The sequence below is a fragment of the Geopsychrobacter electrodiphilus DSM 16401 genome, assembly GCF_000384395.1.
GTDB classification, from domain to species: Bacteria; Desulfobacterota; Desulfuromonadia; order Desulfuromonadales; family Geopsychrobacteraceae; genus Geopsychrobacter; species Geopsychrobacter electrodiphilus.
This window is the reverse complement of the sequence record NZ_ARWE01000001.1, coordinates 2,991,016-3,012,548: the sequence shown is the minus strand read 5'-3', so window position 1 is coordinate 3,012,548 and position 21,533 is coordinate 2,991,016. Positions and strand designations below refer to the sequence as shown.

Genomic DNA, 21,533 nt, shown 5'->3' with positions numbered 1-21,533 from the left:
TATTGAAGCTTTATATTTCATTGGTATCGGCAGTAGCCGACCGGACTTTTTGGTAGAAGTGACAGGATGGTGGTAACGCAATGATTGCTGAAACAGGTTTTTTTGTTCTTTATCTGTTCTATGGGCTGGTGTTCTTCACCATCGGATCAGCGATCACATCAAGGGACCTGCGCCTCAGTGACCTGAAAGTGGCCCGGGTATTGTGGATCTTTGCGCTGTTTGCCTATGCTCATGGCCTGAGCGAATGGCTTGAACTCTTCTTGGGTATGAATTATGCGCATTTCCAGGGGGCATATTCTCTCGATTGGGAGCTCGCTAAACTCCTTCTCCTTGGGCTTTCATATGGTCTTTTACTTTGGTTTGGCCTCGCATTATTGTTGCTGAACAAGATTACCCGCACGATCGGGGCGATTCTCATCGCGTTGGTCGTTGTTCTGGCCGTCGGTCCAATCATCAATCTTTCTTTGTATGGTGATCTGTTTCAATACGAACTTTATGTACGTAATTTTATAGCCCTTCCCGGGGCTGCAATCGCCGGGTACGGATTCGTTCGCTATGCTGCAACTGTCGAATCTCTGAGCCGGCACGGAGCACGAAATCTCAAACTTGCAGGATTTGCAATTATGTTGTACGGGGTTTTTGCGGGGGCGTTTCCCTCCGGGGCAAACGTTTTCGGGGCTCCCATAGAAATCTACCGAGCCTTTGCGGCCTTCCTGGTGTTGCACTGTATTATGCGTGCGTTACAGATATTTGATGTTGAGCGAAAGGCTAAAATCGAAGCAAGTCTCAAACGTTTTGCGCAAAGTGAAAAGATGGTCTCTTTGGGGAAACTTTCTGCCGGTATTGCTCATGAAATTAACAATCCTCTGGCAAATGTACTGATCAATGTTGAATTACTGGAGAAATATCTGCAAAAACAAAATCAGTTGGACCACACCTGCATTGTTAAGCTTGATGCGATCAAGCGTAACAATGAAAGGGCAGCCAAAATTGCCAGTGAACTTTTGTTTTTCTCACACAATCGGGAAACAGAACTGGAACCGATTGATCTGAATGAGATAATTCAGAAGACTTTCGAGTTGATTGGCAGCCGCCAGAATTTCTACGATTTCCACCTCGACCTTGATGATATCCCCGACATTAATGGCATCCCCTGGAAGGTTGAAGAGGTTATTCTGAACCTGCTGATGAATGCTATGGAAGCGACACCACAGGGTGGCAGGATTGAGGTGATGACCCGGGTCGAGGGCCTTAACCTCTGTTGCATGATCCAGGATCAGGGCACCGGTGTCCGCGAAGAAGATATGAAGTTTGTCTTCGACCCATTTTTTACGACAAAGGAGCCGGGGAAAGGGACCGGACTTGGGTTGGCCATATGTTTTGGTATTATGGAGTTGCATGGCGGTGAAATTCTTATCAACAGCAGGATGGGTGAGGGAACGGCAATCAGACTTCTCTTCCCCTTGCCAGAAAGATCACTTCAATGAACAGCATACTCGTTGTAGATGACGATCAAGAGTTGCGCGAAAACCTGCAAGAGGTTCTTGCAGGTGATAAATATGAAGTTACTCTCGCAAAGAATGGCACCGAGGCGCTTGAGATCGTAAAGGACAAGGATTTTGATCTCATGTTGCTGGATCTGATTATGCCCGGCCTCAGTGGGATGGAAACTCTCATGTTGCTGCATCGACAAAAGCCGCAGATCAGGGTGGTGCTGATGACAGCCTTTTCGACCGTTGAGAATGCCGTTGAGGCGATGCGCCGAGGAGCCGATGATTATCTGACCAAGCCCTTCAAGTCGGCTGACCTTTTGACAACCTTGAGGCGAGTCCTCGAAGAGGCAAAATTCAAAGCCTGCCAGATGACCCTGAATATGGACGGGACTTTCAACTCCCTCGCCAACCCAATTCGCAGGCAAATTTTGCAATTGCTTGTTGCCAATGCCAGACTCCGCTTCATGGACGTGACCCGGGGGCTGGGTATCGACGACCACACCAAGGTTAATTTTCATTTAAAAGTGCTTAAAGAAAACGGTTTGATTGATCAGGATGATCAGCGGTTTTACTGTCTGACGACCGAAGGTGAAAAGGTGTCACAGTGCATGAATTTTGTGATTAACAACCTGACGAGTTGATCCTACTGCGGAGTTAAATAGCCCAATCAAAGGCCAAAGGTATTAAGGGACGTTGTTGCTTGATAGCTTTACCTCTCTCTGCGATCCAGTCCTATGGATGACACTGGAATTACCGGAATTATGTAACTATTTCATTCATCCGGATCTGGTTTTTGGAGTTCTCCGCCCGGTCCTTAGCCGTCCGTTCGCTCTCCTGCTTTGGCGTTTCTTTGATTATCTCCAGACGAACAACCCTCTTCTACGGGTGTTATTTACGCACATACAGTGTCTTGAACACGATATCCCATAGCGGAGTTGTCACGCCAAAGTTTGTCTCGGGGTGGAAGTGATGAATATGATGATTGGCCGCCCAGCGTCGAGCCAGACCAGGCCGAAAACGGAAGTGATGAATGATGAAGTGGCTGAGTCCGTAGGCGACGTAGCCCAAGGCTATGGTCCCCACCAACAGGAACGAGTAGTTCATTGGCAGCAGCAACATAAAGACCCCTACCAGTCCCATCAACACCAGAGCCGGCAGGAAGAATGGTAGTCCGGAATAACCTAACGGGTTCGCGTGGTGTTCACTATGTCCCTCCACCATGATGCGCATCGAGCCATGAAACAGCCAACGGTGGAAGAAATACTCGATAAAGCTGAACAAAAATAACCCGATCAAGATGGTCACAATGACTTGTACCGGATGACTGTCGGCATTTTGTGAACCTTCATAGATCAGAAAAATCCCAACGGGGATATCGAGAATAAATTCACCCCAGTAATTAGCTGGTGTCTGTGACATCTTTAAAATGTTGTCCAGCGTGGCATTGGTCAGTCGCCGCATTCCTTGCTCCTGCATTGAGGTTACCTCTCAGAACATTTTATTCGCAGACTAGCATTATCCTAGGATTGGAATCTACGGACATCGCAGCCAACCTTGGCCAGGACAAGGAAAATCAACGCGGGGCAAGCCTGTCGTTGGCTTTTGCTCTGGATTCTGGTATCTGATATCACCATGAACAGGCCACTCCGTATCGAATTTCCAAGGGCCAGATATTATGGCATGATTAATAGTTAAAATATTTCATGAGGAGATACGAGCATGCTCAATATTTTACGTCAGCGCCGCAGTGTCCGTGACTTTACCAACGCTCCCATTAGGCCAGATACCCTCGAAACCCTGCGTGAAGCGATTTTGCGTGCGCCAACCTCCCGCAACAACCGTCCCTGGCAGTTCATCTTCGTCGAAGAGAAGGCGTTGATCGAACAACTGGCCGTGAGCAAGGCACACGGTACGCGTTTCATGCAGTCGGCTCAACTGGCGCTGGTGATCGTTGCCGATCCGGCGGCGAGCGATGTCTGGGTCGAGGATTGTGCGATTGCCGGAATCACCGCACAGTACGCGGCGGAGAGCCTGGGGTTGAAAAGCTGCTGGGGACAGTTACGTTTGCGCGCCCACGATGAGAGCTGCTCGGCGGGAGAGTATGTGCGGAAGTTGTTGAAGATTCCCGCCGGATTAGAGGTGCCGATCATCATCGGGTTTGGTTATCCTGTCGAAACGCCGAAGGGGCATGAGTTTGATGCGCTGCCCTGGGATAAATTGCATCATAACCGCTTCGGCGGCTGAGACATTGGTCGCGTACGGCAGGGCTGGCTATTCATAGCGTAAAGCGTCGATCGGGTTAAGGTTGGCCGCCTTGCGGGCGGGATAAAAACCGAAGAAAATCCCGACGGCACCGGTAAACAGCACCGCGACCACGATCACGCTCGGGTTGATGACGCTGCTGATGCCGAGCATGCTGCCGACCCCCCAGGCGGTCCCCAGCCCTCCTGCAATTCCGATGATCCCGCCCAGCAGACTGAGAATCGCCGCCTCGATCAGGAACTGGGCGAGGATATCGCGCGGGCGGGCGCCAATGGCGAGCCGGATGCCGATCTCGCGGGTGCGCTCGGTCACCGAAACCAGCATGATATTCATGATACCTATCCCCCCCACCAGCAGTGACACCGCCGCGATGGCCGAGAGCAGCAGGGTTAATGTGCCGGTGATGCGGGTTGCCATCTGGTTGATTTCGCTCTGATCGTTGATATGAAAGTCATCGATGCCACCAGACGGGATGCGATGGTCTTCGCGCAGGATCTGGCCGATCTGCTCTTTGGCAGCCTCCATGGTTTCGGGACTGGTGGCACTGGCCACGATGGAGCGCACCGTCTTGCCGTCGCTGAGGCGATAGAGAATCGTGGTCGATGGGGCGAGAATGATATCGTCCTGATCGCTGCCGAAGGCGGACTGTCCTTTGCTCGCCAGCACCCCGATCACTTTAAACGGCACGTTGCGGATGCGGATTGAGGCGCCGATAGGGTCTGCGCCGGCGAACAGTTCGCGCACCAGGGTTGTCCCGATCAGCGCCACCTTGGCCCGAGTCCGCACTTCGCGTTCGCCGAAGCTGTCGCCGCTTTTTACCTGGTAATTGCGGATCGACAGATACTCGGGGGCGACGCCGATGGCGGTGGTGTTCCAGTTGCGGTTACTGGCTACCACCTGGGCAGTGACGCGGATCTCAGGTGAGACCCCCTGCAGCAGGCTGGCGTTGGTGCGCAGGCGCGAGACGTCGGCCATGGTGAGGGTATCAAGGCTGCCGGCTCCGCCACGGGCCCCGCCAACTCGGCTACTGCCGGAGCGGACCATCAACAGGTTGGTGCCGAGGGTCGCGACCTGGGCCTCAATATCCTTGGACGAACCTTCTCCCAGAGCGACCAAAGCGATCACCGAACCGACCCCGATAATGATTCCGAGCATGGTCAGCAGAGAGCGCATCTTATTGCGCGCGATGCTGTGCAATGCCACCTGGATGAGTTTGAGCCATTTCATGCCGGCTGCTCCTGCTGCCTTGCTTCCAGATCGGTTGCTGCATCGCGTGGCGCGGCTACTGCCTGGTCACGTCGCACCTGGCCGTCACGCAGTTCGATAATCCGGCTGCAGTAGCTCGCGACCTCGGTCTCGTGGGTGACCAGCACAATCGTCATCCCCTCGGCGTTGAGCTGCTGAAAGACCTTCAGCACTTCGAGGGTGGTGTGGCTGTCCAGGTTGCCGGTCGGTTCATCGGCCAGGATGATGGCCGGCCGCGTGACCAGCGCGCGGGCGATAGCGACGCGCTGCTGTTGACCGCCACTGAGCTGGTTGGGGACATGATCGAGGCGATCACCCAGGCCGACGCGCGTCAGGGCCAGGCGGGCACTTTCGTGGGGATTCTCGATGCGGTGGCGGCGATCATAAAGCAGCGGAAGTTCAACGTTCTCAAGGGCCGTGGTGCGGGCCAGCAGGTTGAACCCCTGAAACACAAAGCCGATCTTCTCGTTGCGGATGTTGGCCAGCGCGTTGGGTGGCAGCGTGCCGACCGCAACCCCCTCGAGCTGATAGTCACCGCCCGTCGGTCGGTCGAGACAACCCAGAATGTTCATCAGCGTCGACTTGCCACTCCCCGAGGTGCCCATCACGGCGACAAACTCCCCTTGCTCAATCTGCAGCGTCACCCCGCGCAGGGCATGAACCTGGACTTGACCCAGATCGAAGACCTTGGTCAGATCACGTACCTGAAGGCAGACGGCGCTCATCGTTTTGGCTTGCCGCGCATCGCGCCGAACAGCGAAAAACTCTTCTTGCTGGTTTTATCTTCCTGTCCCAGAGCCGTCACGATCAGATCTCCCACTTTTAGCTCTTCGCTGCTCACCGCCGCATGCTGCCCATCGCTGCTGATTAACTTCACCTTGACCGGTTCTAGTTGTGCGGTGCCTTGCAGGCGATACACGCGCTGGTTGTCAGTTTCAACGCGCTTTTTCCGGGGCGTGCCGGGCTTCTTCTCTTCCGGGGCGAAGCGCAGGGCTGAAGTTGGAACCAGCAGGCTGTCGTCAAGATGTTCGACGACGAAATCGACGGTCGCGGTCATCCCTGGCAGAAGCAGGCGATCGGGGTTGTCCGCGCTGACGATCACGGTGTAGGTGACGACGCTCTGTACAGTTTTCGATTGCAACCTGACCTGCCGGACGCGTCCGGTGAAGTTGCGCTCGGGGTAGCTCTGCACGCTGAAACGGACAGCCTGGTCGGGGTGAATCTGGCCGATGTCGGTCTCGTCGACATCGGCCTCGATCTGCATGCGGCTCAAGTCGCGCGCGATAATGAACAGGGTCGGTGTGTTGAGGCTGGCGGCGACGGTCTGACCTGCGTCGACGCTGCGTTGGATGACGGTGCCGGCGATGGGGGAGCGGATGGTAGAGTTGCGCTGGTTGATGCTCGCGCGGGACAGGCTGGCCTGGGCAGAGGCGAGGCTGGCGCGGCCGCGATCGACGTTGTAGCGCAGCGGCAGAATTTCTTGTTCTGAAAGGTAGCCCTGGGCAAAGAGCGGCTGGTTGCGTTCCAGCTCGCGCTCAGCCTGAGCCAGATCGGCGGTGGCTTTGTCTACGGTCGCCCGGGCATCGGCCACGGCCGCGTTAAAAAGGTCGGGTTTGAGGGTCGCCAGCACCTCGCCCTTTTTAACATGGTCATTAAAATCAACCCGCACCTGGTCGATGGTCCCCGAGACTTCGGTGCCGACGGTTACGGTTTCAACCGCCGCCAGGGTGCCGGTGCTCGAGACCGTACGTTCAAAAACGCCACGGCGAACGGGGGTGCTCACATAGGTTTTGCTTGCCGGGTCGCTGCCCATGCCATCGGTGAAAAACATCAGCGTGCCGGCAATCAACAGCAACAGCAGAAGGGTCAAACCGCCCCAGAAAAGTCGTGGATGCTTCATGGTTATTCCTTGCCTGAGGGGATGCGGGTCAGCAGAAGTTGAATATCACCGCGAGCGTAACCTACGGCCAGTCCCTGCTGGAGCAGGGCGTAACGGGCCCGCACTTCGGCTCCGGCGGTCTGGACAAAGGTCGTGCGGGCGGTAGCGCGCTCAACCCAGCTCGCCGCGCCGGCCTGGTAGCGGGCGAGGGCGGCATCCAGGGCTTGACGGGCGAACTTGAGCTGGGCCTGGGTGAGGGTCAGTTGAAGCTCGGCACGCCGGTAATCGGCGACCGCCTGGCCGACTTCGACGCCGATCTGTTGCCGCAGTTGAACCACCTTGACTGTGGCATCCTGCTCGGCGATGCGTGCTTGGCTGACCTCGCTGCGGGTCTTGGCGCGATCAAATATCGGTACGCTGAGGGTTAATCCGAGGGTGGCGACGCCATTATCCTGACTGAGCTGGGCACCAATAGCGCGTCCGCTGTTGAGCGAACTGTATCCGGTGTCGGCACTGGCTACCAGATCAAGGCGGGGCAGGCGGCCGGCCGCAGCCTCACGGGTCGTATCTTGCGCCGCCTCAACCAGCCTGTTCTGGGCGATCAGGTCGGGGCGCGCTTTGAGTGCAAACTGCAGTGCTGCGCCCGGCTCGAGCCCTTTCAGACTGTCAACCAGTGCCAGGGGATTGAGGGGCTGCGGGTCGACGGCCCAGGGGGGCTGCTGGCCCAGGCTCTGGGCCAGCAGCAGGAGAGCGACCTCAAGGTTGCGCCGGGCGTCAAGCAGATCGAGTTCGGCCTGGGCCTTGGCGGCTTGTTGTTGATAGAGGTCCGTCACTGAGCGATTTCCCGCCTGATAGAACGCCTCGATCTGGGCGCGCAACGCCTCTTCCCGGACCAGATTCTGTTCGGCCACCTTGACCAGTTCACGATTGGACAAAACATTGATATAGGCGGTCGCCGCGTTGAAGGCGGTGGCCTGTTGCTGGCGCAACAGGGTGGCTGCGGCGGCATCGAGTTGGCGCCGGGCGTTGCTGAGGCTGGCTTCGTCGGCGAAGCCGTTGAACAGATTGAGGCTGGAGGAGAGGCCGAGGCTTAAGGAACGGGAGTCGTTCCCCTGTCCCGGAATGGCGTCCTGGGCATAGCGCTCGCTGGCGCGAGTTTTCGCCTGCAGATCGGGGAGAAAATTGGCCTGGGCTGCCTCGACGCTGACGTTCGCCGCCGCCTGGCGGTTGCGAGTCAGAGTCAACGCAGGGTTTGCAGCCAGCGCCAGATTGACGGCGTCAGCCAGAGTCAGTTGTCGTGGATGCTGTTCTGGTTCGGCCGCGAATGTTACTTGAGAGACGCAGCTCAACAGACAGAGAGCGATGGTGATAGACAATAATATTTTCATAGGCTTTAGAACCCTAAGTTCGGGGCAGAATCTCGGCAAGAAGGAACAACCTTTCGGCTGCGAACGCGTATTACCAGCCACCGCCCAGGGCCTTGACCAGCAGTACACTGGTGGTCATTTGCAGGCCGCGGTTCTGATTGAGCAGGCGTTCAGACTGCAGGGCGCTGCGCTGGGCATCGATGACCTCCAGATAGCTGACCAGCCCGGCGTTGTAGCGTTTCTCCGAGATCTGCCAGGCCTGGGTTGCGGCATCGACCGAGCGCTGGAGGGCCTGTGCCTGCTGCGCCAGACTCTGCAGGCCGTTCAATCCGTCTTCCACTTCGCCAAAAGCCACCAGCACCTGCTGACGGTAGTTGGCGATCGCTTCCTCGTAGGCGGCTCTGGCGCGCTCAAGATTGGCGCTGTTGCGCCCGCCATCAAATATCGGCAGCGAGATGGCCGGTCCCAGCCCCCAGCTGCGATTGTCCAGGCTGAAAAGGTTGCTGATCTGGGTGCTGCCGAAACCGGCGCTGCCGGTCAGGCTGATGGCCGGGAAGAAGGCGGTTTTCGCCACGCCGATGCGCGCCGAGGCGGCCGCCATCTGGCGTTCGGCGGCGGCCACGTCGGGACGCCGTTCCAGCAGGCTGGAGGGGAGCCCGGGTGTTACTGCGGGGATATTCAGTTTCAGGGGGGCTGCGGTCAGAGTGAAGTTGGAGGGGGACTGCCCGACCAGCAGGGCGATGCCGTTTTCGAGTTGGTCGCGCTGTCTCTGCAGGCCGATGGCTTCGGCGTCAGTAGCAGCGAGTTCGGTCTGGGCGCGCAACAGGTCGAGCTGTCCGATAAGACCATGATCAAACTGGCTCTGAATCATCTTCAGTGATTCGTTGCGGAGCTTCAGGGTCCGCTGCAGGAGAGAAATTTCGGTATCAAGCTCGCGGAGCGAAAAGTAACTGCGCGCCAGATCCGACTGCAGGAGCAGGAGCAGCGCCTGATAGTCGGCGGTTGCGCTGGCGGCGTCGGCCTCTGCCGCTTCGATCGAGCGCTTGACCCGCCCGAAGAGATCAATCTCATATCCCAGGGTGAGCGGCAGGCGGAACTGGTTCCCGACCACGCCGCTGCCAGTCGATGAAAACGCACCGGGGGTGCGACTGCGATTGGCGCTGGCGTTCAGGTCGAGGCGCGGCACGCGGTCCGCCTTGCTGATCCCGGCCGCGGCCTGAGCTTGCGTCAGCCGCGCGTAGGCGGCCTTCAGGGTTTGATTGGCGGCATTCGCCTGTTGTTCCAGCCCGTTCAGGCTGTCGTCGGCGTAAATCTCCCACCAGTTCCCTTTTTCAAGCTGATCACTGGGGGTAGCCGTCTTCCAGGGGGCATCATTTTTGTAGTGGATCGGCACCAGCGCCGCAGGTTTCTGATAATTCGGACCGAGGGCGCAGCCGCCAAGAAACAGGAGCAGCAGCGGAATCAGGATCGATCTGGAACTCATCTTCAGCATGTTCTTGTCCTTTATCATGCGATCACCTCTGTGGTGCTGGTTGCGGGTAGACTCAGGTTCATTAACTTAATTAGTGTCCTCTGCCATCATAGGTTGACGTTTACGCGCGAGCAATAGATAAACCGCCGGGATGACGAACAGGGTCAAAAGAGTCCCGAACGACAAGCCGTCGACAATGACCCAGCCGATCTGCGTAAGGCTCTCGGCAACAGCGCCAGGGAAATATTGGCGAGCACCGTGGCTCCGGTGGTCATGAGGATCGGTCGCAGACGCAGGGTTGCCACTTTAATCTCCGCAGTCGAAAACGCATGCCTCTTAAAGTTTTATTGCGTCCCAGCAACTGGCTGCAAATTGCTGCAGCAGGTCATCATTCAGCGCAACGAATCCGGAGTGCAGGTCGCGCACAAGAAAGATCATTGGACCGAAGGCCAGCGCGTGAATCATCGACACCGGCAGGTTTTTGATCGTCTTGCCACGCTCCTCACAGAGAAGATCGAAAAAAGGCTTGTCCTGATCAGAGCACAGGCAGGGATCCGCATCCTCCAGAAATTTTTTACGCATCTTTTCAACACCGAACGGTGAATTATAATATTGTTCAATAAATTTAAACTCGAGGGGATTGGTGTAGAGGTGGAGCACCAGGGTTTTTATCAGTTGCATAAAAAGCTCGCGGTTGGCCAGATTCACGGAAAGTTGGGTAGTCAGCGCATCGTGCATCTTCTCTTCGACCTGCGTATGGATCGCGTGAATCAACGCATCCTTATCGGCGAAGTAACGGTAGATGCTGCCGACGCTGACACCGGCCAGTTTGGCGATCTGTGAAATTGGAGTGCCATGAAAGCCTTGCACGGCAATCAGCTCAAGTGCTGCTTGTGTCACCGCATGGCATTTGTCAACTTCTTCAATCGTCATCTTGGTTCTCCTGTGGAATGAACGTTCATTCCGTTATAGCTCTGGCTGAATCTGGCTGTCAAGCGGTCTTCGGAAAAAGGATTTAGGGGGGGTTGATTTATCCGGCCATCTGGGCAAAGCTGAGCATTTGATAATCGCCAAGTCTGTTTTTAACTGGTCGTACGTAGCGGCCAACAGCTTTTATGGAGAGGTTATGTCAGTCGCAGTAGCAGGGAATAAAGTTAAGGTTCATTACACCGGGACTTTTGATGATGGGACAACCTTTGACAGTTCTGTCGGAAATGATCCTTTAGAATTTGAGGTCGGTGGTGGTCAGGTGATCCCTGGCTTTGAGCAGGCCGTTGTGGGGATGAAGATCGGCGAATCAAAGACGGTCCGAATCTCTGAGGAGAAGGCGTATGGCCCGCGCAAACCTGAGATGGTTATTGAGTCCAGCCTTGGTCAGTTTGAAGAAGGGCTCACCCCGGAAGTCGGCCAGCAATTTCAGGCGGAACTCGACGATGGCCAGCCAGTCCTGCTGACCGTGGTTGAAGTTGAAGGCGACAAAATTGTGCTGGATGCGAATCATCCGATGGCTGGTAAAGACCTAAACTTTGAGATCGAACTGGTTGAGATTGTTTGACCCGTATTGCCAGTTGAAATAAAACAGCCCCGGTGAAGCCTCATCGGGGCTGTTTTGTCAGGAATGGATGCAATCCTCAGTTTTTTTTGCGTGCCCTCACAAATATTCAATGGCCTCAGTGGCCTTCAATGATAATCAATTAACTACATTCTGAAGATTCCCTGGGATGGCCTAACGGGGCTATGTCGAAATCCTTGCAAAAGTGAATATTGACGACAGCTATTTGGGCCATTTTCCTTTTATTTCTACGTAATTAAATTGCCATTTGGTATACTCATAGACATGCTCACTTAACGATTTCTTAATGAGTTGTCCTTTTAGATGCCCAGATAGCTCGGAGTTGCGACTCCCTTTGTGGGTCGTTTTTTGTTTTCATCCGGAGACCTCCATGCAGGGTGCAAAAACGAAACCGCTCATCAATGCAGAAAGGCCACCTCCGCTCTTCCCCATCGTCGGCATAGGAACTTCTGCTGGCGGTCTGGAGGCGTTGGAACTGTTTTTACGTCATGTCCCCAAAGAGTGCGGCATTGCTTTTGTCGTGGTTCAGCACCTCTCCCCTGATCACACCGGCAATCTTCCAGAACTCCTGCAACGCTTCACCAGCATGAAGGTCCAGCAGGTCAATGGCAGGACCACTGTGCTGCCTGACTGTGTTTATGTTATCCCCCCCCAATAAAGATATGCTGATCAGCAACCGGACTCTGCAGATTGAGGTTCCTGAGGCAAAACACGGACTGCGGCTGCCGATAGACATTTTTCTGCGTTCGCTGGCAGCGGATTGCACCGAGCAGAGCATTGGCGTGATCCTCTCCGGGATGGGCTCGGACGGCACTCTGGGGCTGTGTGCCATTAAGGAGCAGGGTGGTCTGGCGCTGGTTCAGGAACCTGTTTCAGCCAAGTTCGACAGCATGCCTAAAAGCGTTATCGCTGCGGGCTATGCCGACATCGTTGCCCCGGCAGAGGAAATACCGGCCCGCATCATCGATTTTCTTGGTTACGCTGCACCGCGCTGGAAGACCGAGCAGGGGGAGCGCGATAACGAGCAGGGCAACTTTGAAAAGATCACCGCCATTCTCAAAGCAAAGACCCGGCACGACTTCTCGCTCTACAAACCCACCTCGGTCTATCGACGGATCGAGCGGCGCATGGGGATTCACAAGCTCGCTTCGATTGCCGACTATGCCCGTTTACTGGCGAAGAACCCTCAAGAAGTCGAGCTGCTCTTCAAGGAGCTGCTGATCGGCGTTACCAGCTTTTTCCGTGACGCGGCCATGTGGGATGACCTGAAGAACGAAGCTCTACCCAGGATACTGGCAAACTATCCTGAAGGCGGCAGCTTGCGAGCCTGGTCGTGCGGCTGCTCGACTGGAGAGGAGGCCTATTCCCTGGCGATGCTGTTCCGGGAGGCTCTGGATCAGATCCCGCAGTCGGTTAACTACTCTCTGCAGATCTTTGCCACCGATCTGGATGTCGATGCCATCGAAAAAGCCCGTCGCGGGATCTATCCTGCCAGGATCGAGGCCGATGTTTCGCCAGAACGGCTGCGGCGTTTCTTCGCCAAAGAGGGCAGCAGTTACCGGATATGCAAGGAGATCCGTGAGCAGGTCACCTTCGCCCAGCAGAACGCTATCATGGACCCTCCCTTTACCAAACTGGATATCCTGATCTGCCGCAACCTGTTGATCTATCTTTCCACCAATCTGCAGAAGCAACTGCTGCCGCTGTTCCACTACTCGCTGAAACCGGGTGGTCTGCTCTTTCTCGGCAGCGCTGAGACCATCGGGTCCCAGGTCGATCTGTTCGATGTCGCCACGCTCAAATCGAAGTTGTTCTGGCGCAAACCAACCTTGTTCCGCAATTGGGCGATAAGCTTCCCGACCTCGTTAACCCACACCCAGCCCGCTTCAACGTATCAGGAGTCTCTTATGCTCAAGGCAGCCGACAACCTTCAACCCCTGGCTGACGCTTTAATCCTGCAGCACTTCTCATTGCCGACGGTGTTGGTCAATGATCAGGGGGATATTATTTATATCAGCGGGCGTACCGGAAAATACCTCGAACCTGCAGCTGGGAAAGCCAACCTGAACATCTTTGCCATGATCCGTGGTGACCTGCAGTACAAACTGGGGAATGCCTTCAATCAGGCGCTGCAACAGACTGAGCCGGTCACAGTCAGGGGCGACCTGGCGGAAGAAGACAGTAAAGTTAAGACTGTGGATATAACAATATTAAAGCTGGAAACTCCTGAAGCACTGCGTGGGATGGTGATGATCGCCTTCAAGGAGGTAGTCTTGCCACACAAGGTAAAGCGCCGACGTGCTGGAACGCTACCGGAAAGTGCTCAGGTTGAAGAGCTTGAACAGGAGCTGCTGAAGGCCCGTGAAGAGCCGCGGACCACCAGTGAGGAGATGCAGACCAGCCAGGAAGAGCTGAAGTCGACTAATGAGGAACTGCAATCCACCAACGAAGAGCTGCAGTCCACCAATGAAGAGTTGACCACCTCGAAAGAAGAGATGCAGTCCATGAACGAAGAGCTGCAGAGCGTGAACGCCGAGCAGTCCGCCCGGCTGGATGATTATCTGCTGGCCAGCAACGACATGGAGAACCTGCTGAACAGCACCGAGATCGTCACGATCTTTCTGGATAATGATCTGCAGGTGCGCCGTTTCACCAGCGGGGCCAATCGGCTGTTCAAGCTGATTCCGGGCGATGTGGGGCGGCCGCTGACCGATATCGTCTCGAACCTCGACTATCCGCAGCTGTATGACCATGTCCAGGATGTGCTCAGAAGGCTGATCTCGGTGGAAAACCAGGTGCCAACCCTGGATGGCCGCAGGTTTCTGGTGCGCATCATGCCGTACCGCACCATGGACAAGATGATCAACGGCGTGGTGATTACCTGTAACGATATCACCGCCGCCAGGCAGGTCGAGGATGAACTGCGCGCAGAGATTGATAGATTGAAGGGGCAGGGTTCAAGTTAACCGGGGGAGGACAAGTCATGGTCGATAAGACAAAAAGTTACAGCAGTGCCGCAGAATTGCGCAGCAAAGCCGAGACGAAACTTGCCTCACAACCGGCAGCCACCGCTGAGATCGATGAAAAACGTCTGCTGCATGAGCTTCAGGTACATCAGGTTGAGTTGGAGATGCAGAACGAAGAGCTGGAGATGCAGAACGAAGAGCTGCGCCTGGCCAATTACACACTGATAGATTACGAGTTGCACCTGCAAAACGTCATCAAAATGACCCCGGCCGGGTACTTTCGTTTAGACCCGAATGACTGTTTCGTCGATGTCAATGATGCCTGGCTAAAGATGCACTTATATGACTCGCGGGATGAGATTATCGGCGAACACTTCAGCCTGCTGCAGGTTGACAGCACATCAGAATTGGCGCTCAAACATCTAAAAGATCTGCATAGCGGCACGCCTATCCCCTTGGGAGAGTTTGCCAGCCGCCGCAAGGATGGCTCGGTCGGCCACCATATATTCTCAGCTCATCCGGTCATTCACGCCGGCGGGATTGTCGGCTTTGAGTGGTTCATCATCGACATCTCCGAACGTGTCATGACCGAGGCCATCTTGCAGGCCCGGATCAGAATGAAGGATTTTGCGCTGCAGCACACGCTGAGTGAGGTTCTCACCAAGAGTCTGGATGAAGCGGAAGCCCTGACCGAAAGCACAATCGGGTTCTTCCATTTTCTTGCCGCCAATCAAAAAATGCTTGAAATGCAGGCCTGGTCGTCAAAAACCCTGGCAACCCTGCGCCAGGTTAAGGGAAATTCACAGCATTACGCCGTCGATGCCGCCGGTGTTTGGGCTGATTGTGTCCGGCAGCGCGAACCAGTTGTTCATAACGACTACTCTTCACTCCCCCACCGCAAAGGACTGCCGGAGGGGCATGCCCCAGTGGTGCGTGAACTTGTCGTGCCGATCTTCCGTGGTGACGCGATCGTGGCAATCTTCGGGGTCGGTAACAAAGCGACCGGATATACGGAGCAGGACGTCGCTGCGGTTTCCCAATTGGCCGACCTGGCCTGGGATATCGTCGTCAGTAAAAAAGCCGAAGAAGAAAAACGGCTCCTGGAACAGCAATTCCAGCAGGCTCAAAAACTTGAAAGTTTGGGGGTATTGTCCGGCGGCATAGCCCATGACTTCAACAACATCTTGGCAGTCATCATCGGTAACTGCGAGTTGGCGAAGCTGAAACCCCACAAGGTGGGAGAGTTGCTTCCCAATATCAATAAGGCTGCCCATCGTGGTGCGGACCTGTGCCGCCAGATGCTGGCCTACGCTGGGAAATCACTGCTGATCATGCAGCAGATCAAGATGGCAGAGCTGATCGAAGACATGCTCCGGATGCTGAAATCAACTATCAATAAGAATGTGGTGATTACCTCTGTGCTGGCAGAGGGACTACCCGAAATCCAGGGCGATGCCAGTCAAATCCGGCAAATAGTTATGAATCTGATTATCAATGGCGGCGAAGCTATTGGTGATGAGTATGGTGAAATACGGGTTGAGCTGGCAGCTGTGACAATTGTTGGCGAGCAGTTAGAAACAGACCATCTCGGCAAGAACATACTGGCCGGTCAATACATCTGCTTAAAGGTGACCGATAGCGGTTGTGGCATGAACGCTGAGACCAGACAGCGCCTTTTTGAGCCATTTTACACCACCAAGTTTAGCGGCCGTGGTCTGGGCATGTCAGCAGTCCTTGGGATTATCACGGCACATAAAGGGGCATTGCAGGTTTTCAGTAAGCCGGGAGAGGGGACAACCTTTACCGTCTATCTGCCGGTGCAGAGGAGTGAGGCAACAGATGAAAACCCGCTTCCGGATGTCCCCATGTTGCCATGGCAAGGGATTGGCACGGTACTGCTGGTTGAGGATGAGCCGCCGCTTAGGAAAATTGCCAGGGACCTTATCATGGCGCTAGGTTTCACGGTTATTGATACAGCAATTGGCACAGAAGCTCTGGAACTATATCAAAAGCACGCCGCAGACATCACCCTGGTAGTGACCGATATCGGTATGCCGATTATGGACGGGTATGAACTATTCAATAAACTCAAAGAACGGGCTCCTGATCTATCGATCATTATCTGCAGCGGTTTTGGCGAAATGGTTGCGACTTCGCGGATTAAAGGTACCGCTGCAGGATTTTTGAACAAGCCCTACAGCTTTGATGAGTTGCGCGATGTGCTGAGGAGTGCTGTTGAAAGTTCAACGTCATCTCCTGCCTGAGTAAAAATCAACGTATTTGCGAGATAAAGCAACTTTCGCAACAATACTCAATCAACCCTCTTGAGACAATAATGGCTTAACCCATTAAATGAGTCATAATGTGTAGCCCCTCAGGCCACAAATAAAAAAGGCCTGCTTTGTCAGGGGATTGTTCCCTCTTCGATAAGTGTCTGCCTGCCCTGGTTTCAATACGGCCTCAGTGGTAAAAAACTCTATGCGTAAGATTATCCACCTCGATATGGATGCCTTTTTTGCTGCGGTTGAACAGCGTGATGCCCCTGAATTACGTGGTAAACCGGTAGTGGTCGGTGGTGATCCCGGCGGGCGGGGGGTGGTGGCCACCTGTTCATACGAAGCGCGCCGCTTCGGTATCCACTCGGCGATGTCGGCGGCGCGTGCCTATCGACTCTGCCCGCAGGCTATCTTTGTCCGACCGCGCTTTGAAGCCTATGTTCAGGTTTCACGGCAGGTGCGGCAGATCTTTCTCGATAGTACCGACCTGGTTGAGCCCCTGTCCCTCGATGAAGCCTTTCTGGATGTGACCGAAAATAAACAGCAGAATCCGTCTGCAACCCGTCTGGCCCAACTGATCCGGCAGCGGATTGTGCGTGAAACCGGACTGACCGCATCGGCCGGAGTGTCGTACAACAAGTTTCTCGCCAAGGTCGCCTCCGACGTCAATAAACCGAATGGCCTGACCCTGGTCACGCCGGAGCAGGCGCCCGATTTTATTGCTGCGCTGCCGGTGCGTCGTTTCCACGGGGTGGGTCGGGTGACCGAAAAGCGCATGCAGCGCCTCGGTATTTTAACCGGGGCGGATCTGCGCGTGCGTACGCTGGAGGAGTTACAGCTCCACTTCGGCAGCAGTGGTCTCTACTATTATCAAATTGCGCGCGGGATTGACGAGCGGCCGGTTGAGCCGAATCGGGTGCGAAAGTCCCTCGGCAAAGAGGCCACCCTGGCTGAAGATCTGGCCGATCCGGCCCAGATGTTGACGCTTCTGGGGCGTCAGGCGGAGCAATTGGCGATATTGCTCAAGCAGGCGGACACCGCGGCACACTGTCTGACGCTCAAGGTGCGCTATGCCGATTTTGAGACCCTGACCCGCAGTCGCACCCAGCTGGCCCCCTTTGACAGCGCGTCTGAAATGCTGGCGGTGGCGGAAGAGCTTTTGGCCAGGACCGACGCCGGCCAACGTGCGGTGCGCCTGCTCGGCATCAGCGTCAGTCAATTCAATCAGGACATCCCGCGGGCTGATCCATTGCAGCTGGAATTGCCCTTTCCCTGAAGGGCGCGCTGGCCCAGATTCTTTTCCGCCAGGAGCAGCGGTTTTTTTACGCTTGTCATTTATGCCAACGCTGGTGATAATCGGCTCCTTTTCAGGTTTGCCAATTTTGGGATGAATTGATGAAGCGATTTTGGTTGGAGCTGCGGGGGGAGAATTTTCTACTTAATCTCGACAGAGAACCACGCAAATTCGGCTTTCAGTTAAGCCGTTATCTGCGTGCGGAAGACGAGGGGCTGGCTGAGAAGACCGCTTCAATTCAGGCCCGTCAGATTCCGGTCTTGAAGCAGGTGTGTAATAACCGCGAGGACCCGCCACGGGTTGTGCTGCAGCAGATTCGTGAGGTCAACCCCATCCTCTTTGCCTTGCGTCACAAGCGCCTGCGATTTGATCTTCACGAAGAAGAGGAACTTCAGTAGCTCGCGGTGGGCTTCAGGGGTAGACCCGGGCCAGAAATTCTGCAATACAGGCGGGTTTTTCCTCTCCTTCGATCTCTATGGTCAACAGGTAGATAATCTGTACCCCGTTCTTAACCTCCTCGACCGCTCCAATTCTGGTGCGCGCCCTGATCCGTGCCCCACAGCGAACCGGTGCCGGAAACCGCACCCGGTTTAAGCCGTAATTGACTCGATACTTCATGCCGGGATAATTTTTTTCAAAAAAATCGGGGTGGTTGCTCTCGGTCAAAAGCGGCAGCAGCGACAGGGTCAGATAGCCGTGGGCGATGGTGGTGCCGTAGGGGGATTCCTTGGCCGCGCGCTCGGGGTCGGTGTGAATCCATTGCTGGTCACCGCTGACGCGGGCGAAATCGTCGATCCGCTGCTGGTCGATCTGCAGCCAGGGGCCGATATGAATTTCCTGGTCAAGTTGCGGGGCGAGAAAATTGCGGAGTTTCTGGATCGCTTCCATCGGTTTCCTTTCTGCGCTTGGCGCCGGGTTCAGGCCTGCGGGTCAGCGTCCGTTCGGGTCGATCAACAGCTCTCCGAGCTTGGCGAGTTTGGCGTCGATGGCCGCCGCGACCTCATCGGGCCCCAGCATCCAGGTGAGTTGGCCAACCATCAGGGTGACATCGGCCAGTTCAGCAACCAGGTCGCTCCGTTCAATTTTACCCCGTTCATAGTGTTTGAGTGCCGCAATCAACTCGGCGCATTCTTCTACCATCTGTTCATACTGGGCCTTGTCGCCCCATTTTTCGAGGGCGGCTCGGTAGATGTGGTTGCGATCCATGGGCTCTTCCATCGTTTGGCATCACCTTGAATGAATTTTTTTCAGGGTTTACAGGAAAAAGTAGAGAACAGACAACTGGCGGCTTTTGCCGGTTGTTAGGCGTCAGATTTTTGAGGTGGAAAGCTAAAGTTTTTTGACAAACTCAGATTTCAACTGCATGGCACCGATGCCGTCAATTTTACAATCGATGTCATGATCGCCCTCGACCAGCCGGATGTTTTTGACCTTGGTGCCGACCTTGACGACCAGGGAGGTTCCCTTTATTTTCAGATCTTTGATGACGGTAATACTGTCGCCGTCCTGAAGCGCATTGCCGTTGGCATCACGCACCACCTGCGCCGTTTCAGTCGCAGCTGTAACGACTTCGGTGCTCCATTCATGGGCACATTCGGGGCAAACGAACAGGCCACGGTCTGCGTAGGTGTATTCAGAACTGCACTCGGGACACTCAGGGTATTCACTCATGACTTGATCCTTTTGGTTTCATTCAGGTCGGTCGCTTGCGGAGGGCGAGCACCTTGGGTTTGAGTCAAAGGCTTGAAGAAGTTTTTTAACCTCAGTCTTCTGTCGCTTCTCCCAGGGTCCGACCACTACCAGATGTAATTTTTCGGCGGTGAAGAGTTCGCGAGCCAGGGCTTGAATCTGTTCCGGCTCGATGACCTTGATTTCATCACGATCCTGCTCAAGGGTGCGCAGGCAATCGGCCTGTAAGCCCCAGCCGTAACGGGTTGTCATCGCTTCAGGCTGGTCAAGAGAAAATTCCAGATCATACAGATAACCGATACGCGCAGCTTCGAGGGCCGTGGATTCCGGCGCAGCCTGGCGCAGTTTTGTCAGGACCTTGAGCGTTTCGTCCAACGCCGGGACAAGATTGTGCGGCGCGACCGCCAGATCGATACTGAAATAACCGGTATCCTCCAGCATGGAACAGTTGGCCTCAACCGCGTAGGTGAGTGCACATTCTTCGCGCAGCCGGTGCGGGAGCAGGGCACTGCCACCACCGCTGAGCAAACGGCGCAACAGACTGAAATGCAAGGGACGTGAATCGCGGCGACCTGCCATGGGGAAGGCGAGTTGCAGGCAGATCTGCGAATCGGAGTCAAAGGCCCATTGCTGGCGTGGCCCAGATCTAAGCGGCAGAACGGCGAGCGGGGGGAGCGTCTCACCACCGAACCAGTCTCCCCAGAATTTTTGCGTCGCGGCGAGGATATCCTGACGTTTAATCGGTCCGCAGCAGGTGATGACAGTGTTTTTCGGGACGTAGTGCTGACGGTGAAAATCACGCAAGGCTTCAAGGTTGATGGCGTGCAAGGATCTGTCGCTGCCGATCAGCGGGTAGCCCAGTGGTTGTTCCGGCCAGAGCAGGGTCGCCATCAGGTTGTCAGGGTTGGTTTGTTCTCCCTGTTGATTATAGTCCTCACGCGCCTCTTCCAAAATGATCCGGCGCTCGATCTCCAGATCGTTAAACTGCGGGTTGCGCAGCATATCGGAAAAAATCTCGATTCCGGCCGCCGCGTGGGCGGGGTGAATCCGACTATGGAAGCAGGTGTTTTCGCCGTCGGTCGAAGCATTTACAGCGCCACCAAGTGCTTCAAAGGCGCCCTCAAGGGCGCGGCTGTTGGGGTAACGTTCAGTACCGCGAAACAGCATGTGTTCAAGGAAGTGTGAGATTCCGGCAAATTCTTCGGTCTCCGCCCGCCCGCCGGTGCCGATGTAGCAAACCAGTTCGGCATTATGCAGGTGGGGCATTTCGACTGTGACCAGGCGCAGGCCGTTGGAGAGGGTATCGATATGGTATTCGGGCATCTTATTTTCTAGTGCTACGAGTGGAGGATTTCACGACCGCCGGAAGAGTTCCGACCGCGTCTCGCAAGGTAGAACAGGTGTAGCAGAAATACCAGCAGAAAGAGCAGGGTGAAAAGGCCGGGCAGTGGACCGATGCGGGCATGGTCCAGGAACTCCTGCCAGCGGTGCGCGCCTGTGGGGTGGGAGGCGAGTTTTAGAACCCAACCGGCGATCATCACAATAAACAGGTAGATGTAGTTGGCCCGCAGGCGTTTGGTGAGCGCTTCATGTAGCGACATTTTGTACTGCGGGTAGCGCAGGTCCGAGGCGAGCTCGGCGCGCCAGAAGACTCCTTCATCTCCGCTTGGATCGAGGGGCAGCGTCCCCTTGCTGAGGATTGAATAAAACATGTTCTGATTCATCAGGCGCACACGATATTCATAGGCATCATAAAAACGAAAACGTCGAGCTTCGATGAAGAGCAACAGATAGAGGATGCCGAGGCCGAACAGAAAAAACAGATGCGGAATTTCGGGATGGCTGAAACCGAAACCGAGAAAGGCGGCGCAGGCGGCGACCGCCCAGTTGGTAGTGCGATCGAGGCGTTCGCGCCAGGCGAGACTCCGCTGCACCTCGGCCCGGTAGTAATGGGCGAGAGCGGTCACGGTTTCACTGTGCGTGAGTTTTTCATCAGTCATAAAAATCTCCAGCCGGGA

Annotated in this window: 21 protein-coding genes and 1 pseudogene; 9 read left to right on the top strand and 13 right to left on the bottom strand. The window is 55.4% G+C overall.

Annotation, left to right across the window (positions count from 1 at the left end; all coding sequences use genetic code 11):
• Window positions 1-80 precede the first annotated feature (80 nt).
• Both D888_RS0114300 and D888_RS0114295 read left to right on the top strand, forming a co-directional pair.
• Window positions 81-1,487 (top strand): sensor histidine kinase, encoded by a 1,407-nt coding sequence (locus D888_RS0114300; RefSeq protein WP_020677250.1) that lies wholly within the window; start codon window positions 81-83, stop codon window positions 1,485-1,487.
• Window positions 1,484-2,134 carry a response regulator gene (locus tag D888_RS0114295; protein ID WP_020677249.1) on the top strand — a complete coding sequence of 217 codons (651 nt, stop codon included), beginning with the start codon at window positions 1,484-1,486 and terminating at the stop codon, window positions 2,132-2,134. The genes D888_RS0114300 and D888_RS0114295 overlap by 4 nt, the downstream gene beginning before the upstream one ends.
• Before the next feature lie 247 nt (window positions 2,135-2,381).
• Here the strand turns inward: D888_RS0114295 and D888_RS0114290 are convergent, their stop codons facing one another.
• Window positions 2,382-2,954: a sterol desaturase family protein gene (locus D888_RS0114290; protein ID WP_020677248.1), complete on the bottom strand. Its 573-nt coding sequence runs from the start codon at window positions 2,952-2,954 to the stop codon at window positions 2,382-2,384.
• A gap of 258 nt (window positions 2,955-3,212) precedes the next feature.
• Here D888_RS0114290 and D888_RS0114285 point away from each other — a divergent pair, with 258 nt between their 5' ends.
• Window positions 3,213-3,737 (top strand): nitroreductase family protein, encoded by a 525-nt coding sequence (locus tag D888_RS0114285; RefSeq protein ID WP_020677247.1) that lies wholly within the window; start codon window positions 3,213-3,215, stop codon window positions 3,735-3,737.
• A gap of 27 nt (window positions 3,738-3,764) precedes the next feature.
• Here the strand turns inward: D888_RS0114285 and D888_RS0114280 are convergent, their stop codons facing one another.
• The 7 genes and pseudogenes from D888_RS0114280 to D888_RS0114255 form a co-directional block, all read right to left on the bottom strand.
• Window positions 3,765-4,982: an ABC transporter permease gene (locus D888_RS0114280; protein WP_020677246.1), complete on the bottom strand. Its 1,218-nt coding sequence runs from the start codon at window positions 4,980-4,982 to the stop codon at window positions 3,765-3,767.
• Window positions 4,979-5,725, bottom strand: coding sequence for an ABC transporter ATP-binding protein (locus D888_RS0114275; RefSeq protein ID WP_020677245.1), 747 nt, complete (start codon window positions 5,723-5,725; stop codon window positions 4,979-4,981). The genes D888_RS0114280 and D888_RS0114275 overlap by 4 nt, the downstream gene beginning before the upstream one ends.
• Entirely contained in the window at window positions 5,722-6,900 is a 1,179-nt protein-coding gene (locus tag D888_RS0114270; RefSeq protein ID WP_020677244.1) for an efflux RND transporter periplasmic adaptor subunit, read from the bottom strand. The genes D888_RS0114275 and D888_RS0114270 overlap by 4 nt, the downstream gene beginning before the upstream one ends.
• Before the next feature lie 2 nt (window positions 6,901-6,902).
• Window positions 6,903-8,267 carry a TolC family protein gene (locus tag D888_RS0114265; RefSeq protein WP_020677243.1) on the bottom strand — a complete coding sequence of 455 codons (1,365 nt, stop codon included), beginning with the start codon at window positions 8,265-8,267 and terminating at the stop codon, window positions 6,903-6,905.
• Between the two features lie 70 nt (window positions 8,268-8,337).
• A complete protein-coding gene (locus D888_RS0114260) occupies window positions 8,338-9,738 on the bottom strand; it encodes an efflux transporter outer membrane subunit (RefSeq protein ID WP_020677242.1) in 1,401 nt (466 codons plus the stop codon).
• A gap of 66 nt (window positions 9,739-9,804) precedes the next feature.
• Window positions 9,805-10,034: pseudogene (locus tag D888_RS24890) on the bottom strand (efflux RND transporter permease subunit); the annotation flags it as partial.
• 19 nt (window positions 10,035-10,053) lie between these two features.
• Window positions 10,054-10,650: a TetR/AcrR family transcriptional regulator gene (locus D888_RS0114255; protein ID WP_020677241.1), complete on the bottom strand. Its 597-nt coding sequence runs from the start codon at window positions 10,648-10,650 to the stop codon at window positions 10,054-10,056.
• Window positions 10,651-10,843: 193 nt separating this feature from the next.
• Between D888_RS0114255 and D888_RS0114250 the strand changes: the two genes are divergently transcribed.
• From D888_RS0114250 to D888_RS0114230, 6 genes are all read left to right on the top strand, one after another.
• A complete protein-coding gene (locus tag D888_RS0114250; protein WP_020677240.1) occupies window positions 10,844-11,272 on the top strand; it encodes an FKBP-type peptidyl-prolyl cis-trans isomerase in 429 nt (142 codons plus the stop codon).
• Window positions 11,273-11,660: 388 nt separating this feature from the next.
• Window positions 11,661-11,948: a chemotaxis protein CheB gene (locus tag D888_RS24075; protein WP_051092385.1), complete on the top strand. Its 288-nt coding sequence runs from the start codon at window positions 11,661-11,663 to the stop codon at window positions 11,946-11,948.
• Window positions 11,949-11,952: 4 nt separating this feature from the next.
• Window positions 11,953-14,256, top strand: coding sequence for a CheR family methyltransferase (locus D888_RS22690; protein WP_169513290.1), 2,304 nt, complete (start codon window positions 11,953-11,955; stop codon window positions 14,254-14,256).
• A gap of 17 nt (window positions 14,257-14,273) precedes the next feature.
• Complete coding sequence (locus D888_RS23275) at window positions 14,274-16,520, top strand: GAF domain-containing protein (protein ID WP_020677239.1); 2,247 nt, start codon at window positions 14,274-14,276, stop codon at window positions 16,518-16,520.
• Between the two features lie 214 nt (window positions 16,521-16,734).
• Window positions 16,735-17,808: a DNA polymerase IV gene (gene dinB / locus D888_RS0114235; RefSeq protein WP_020677238.1), complete on the top strand. Its 1,074-nt coding sequence runs from the start codon at window positions 16,735-16,737 to the stop codon at window positions 17,806-17,808.
• 119 nt (window positions 17,809-17,927) lie between these two features.
• Entirely contained in the window at window positions 17,928-18,224 is a 297-nt protein-coding gene (locus D888_RS0114230) for a hypothetical protein (protein WP_020677237.1), read from the top strand.
• A gap of 13 nt (window positions 18,225-18,237) precedes the next feature.
• On the opposite strand, the gene D888_RS0114225 is transcribed toward D888_RS0114230, so the two are convergent.
• The 5 genes from D888_RS0114225 to D888_RS0114205 all read right to left on the bottom strand — a co-directional run bounded on the left by D888_RS0114225 (window position 18,238) and on the right by D888_RS0114205 (window position 21,515).
• Window positions 18,238-18,714, bottom strand: coding sequence for a MaoC family dehydratase (locus D888_RS0114225; protein WP_020677236.1), 477 nt, complete (start codon window positions 18,712-18,714; stop codon window positions 18,238-18,240).
• Between the two features lie 42 nt (window positions 18,715-18,756).
• Window positions 18,757-19,044 carry a nucleoside triphosphate pyrophosphohydrolase family protein gene (locus D888_RS0114220; RefSeq protein WP_026362409.1) on the bottom strand — a complete coding sequence of 96 codons (288 nt, stop codon included), beginning with the start codon at window positions 19,042-19,044 and terminating at the stop codon, window positions 18,757-18,759.
• Between the two features lie 111 nt (window positions 19,045-19,155).
• Entirely contained in the window at window positions 19,156-19,497 is a 342-nt protein-coding gene (locus D888_RS0114215; RefSeq protein ID WP_020677234.1) for a zinc ribbon domain-containing protein YjdM, read from the bottom strand.
• An 18-nt stretch (window positions 19,498-19,515) separates the two neighbouring features.
• Window positions 19,516-20,838: a M16 family metallopeptidase gene (locus D888_RS21785; protein ID WP_020677233.1), complete on the bottom strand. Its 1,323-nt coding sequence runs from the start codon at window positions 20,836-20,838 to the stop codon at window positions 19,516-19,518.
• Window positions 20,839-20,852: 14 nt separating this feature from the next.
• Window positions 20,853-21,515: a DUF2270 domain-containing protein gene (locus D888_RS0114205; protein WP_020677232.1), complete on the bottom strand. Its 663-nt coding sequence runs from the start codon at window positions 21,513-21,515 to the stop codon at window positions 20,853-20,855.
• Window positions 21,516-21,533 lie beyond the last annotated feature (18 nt).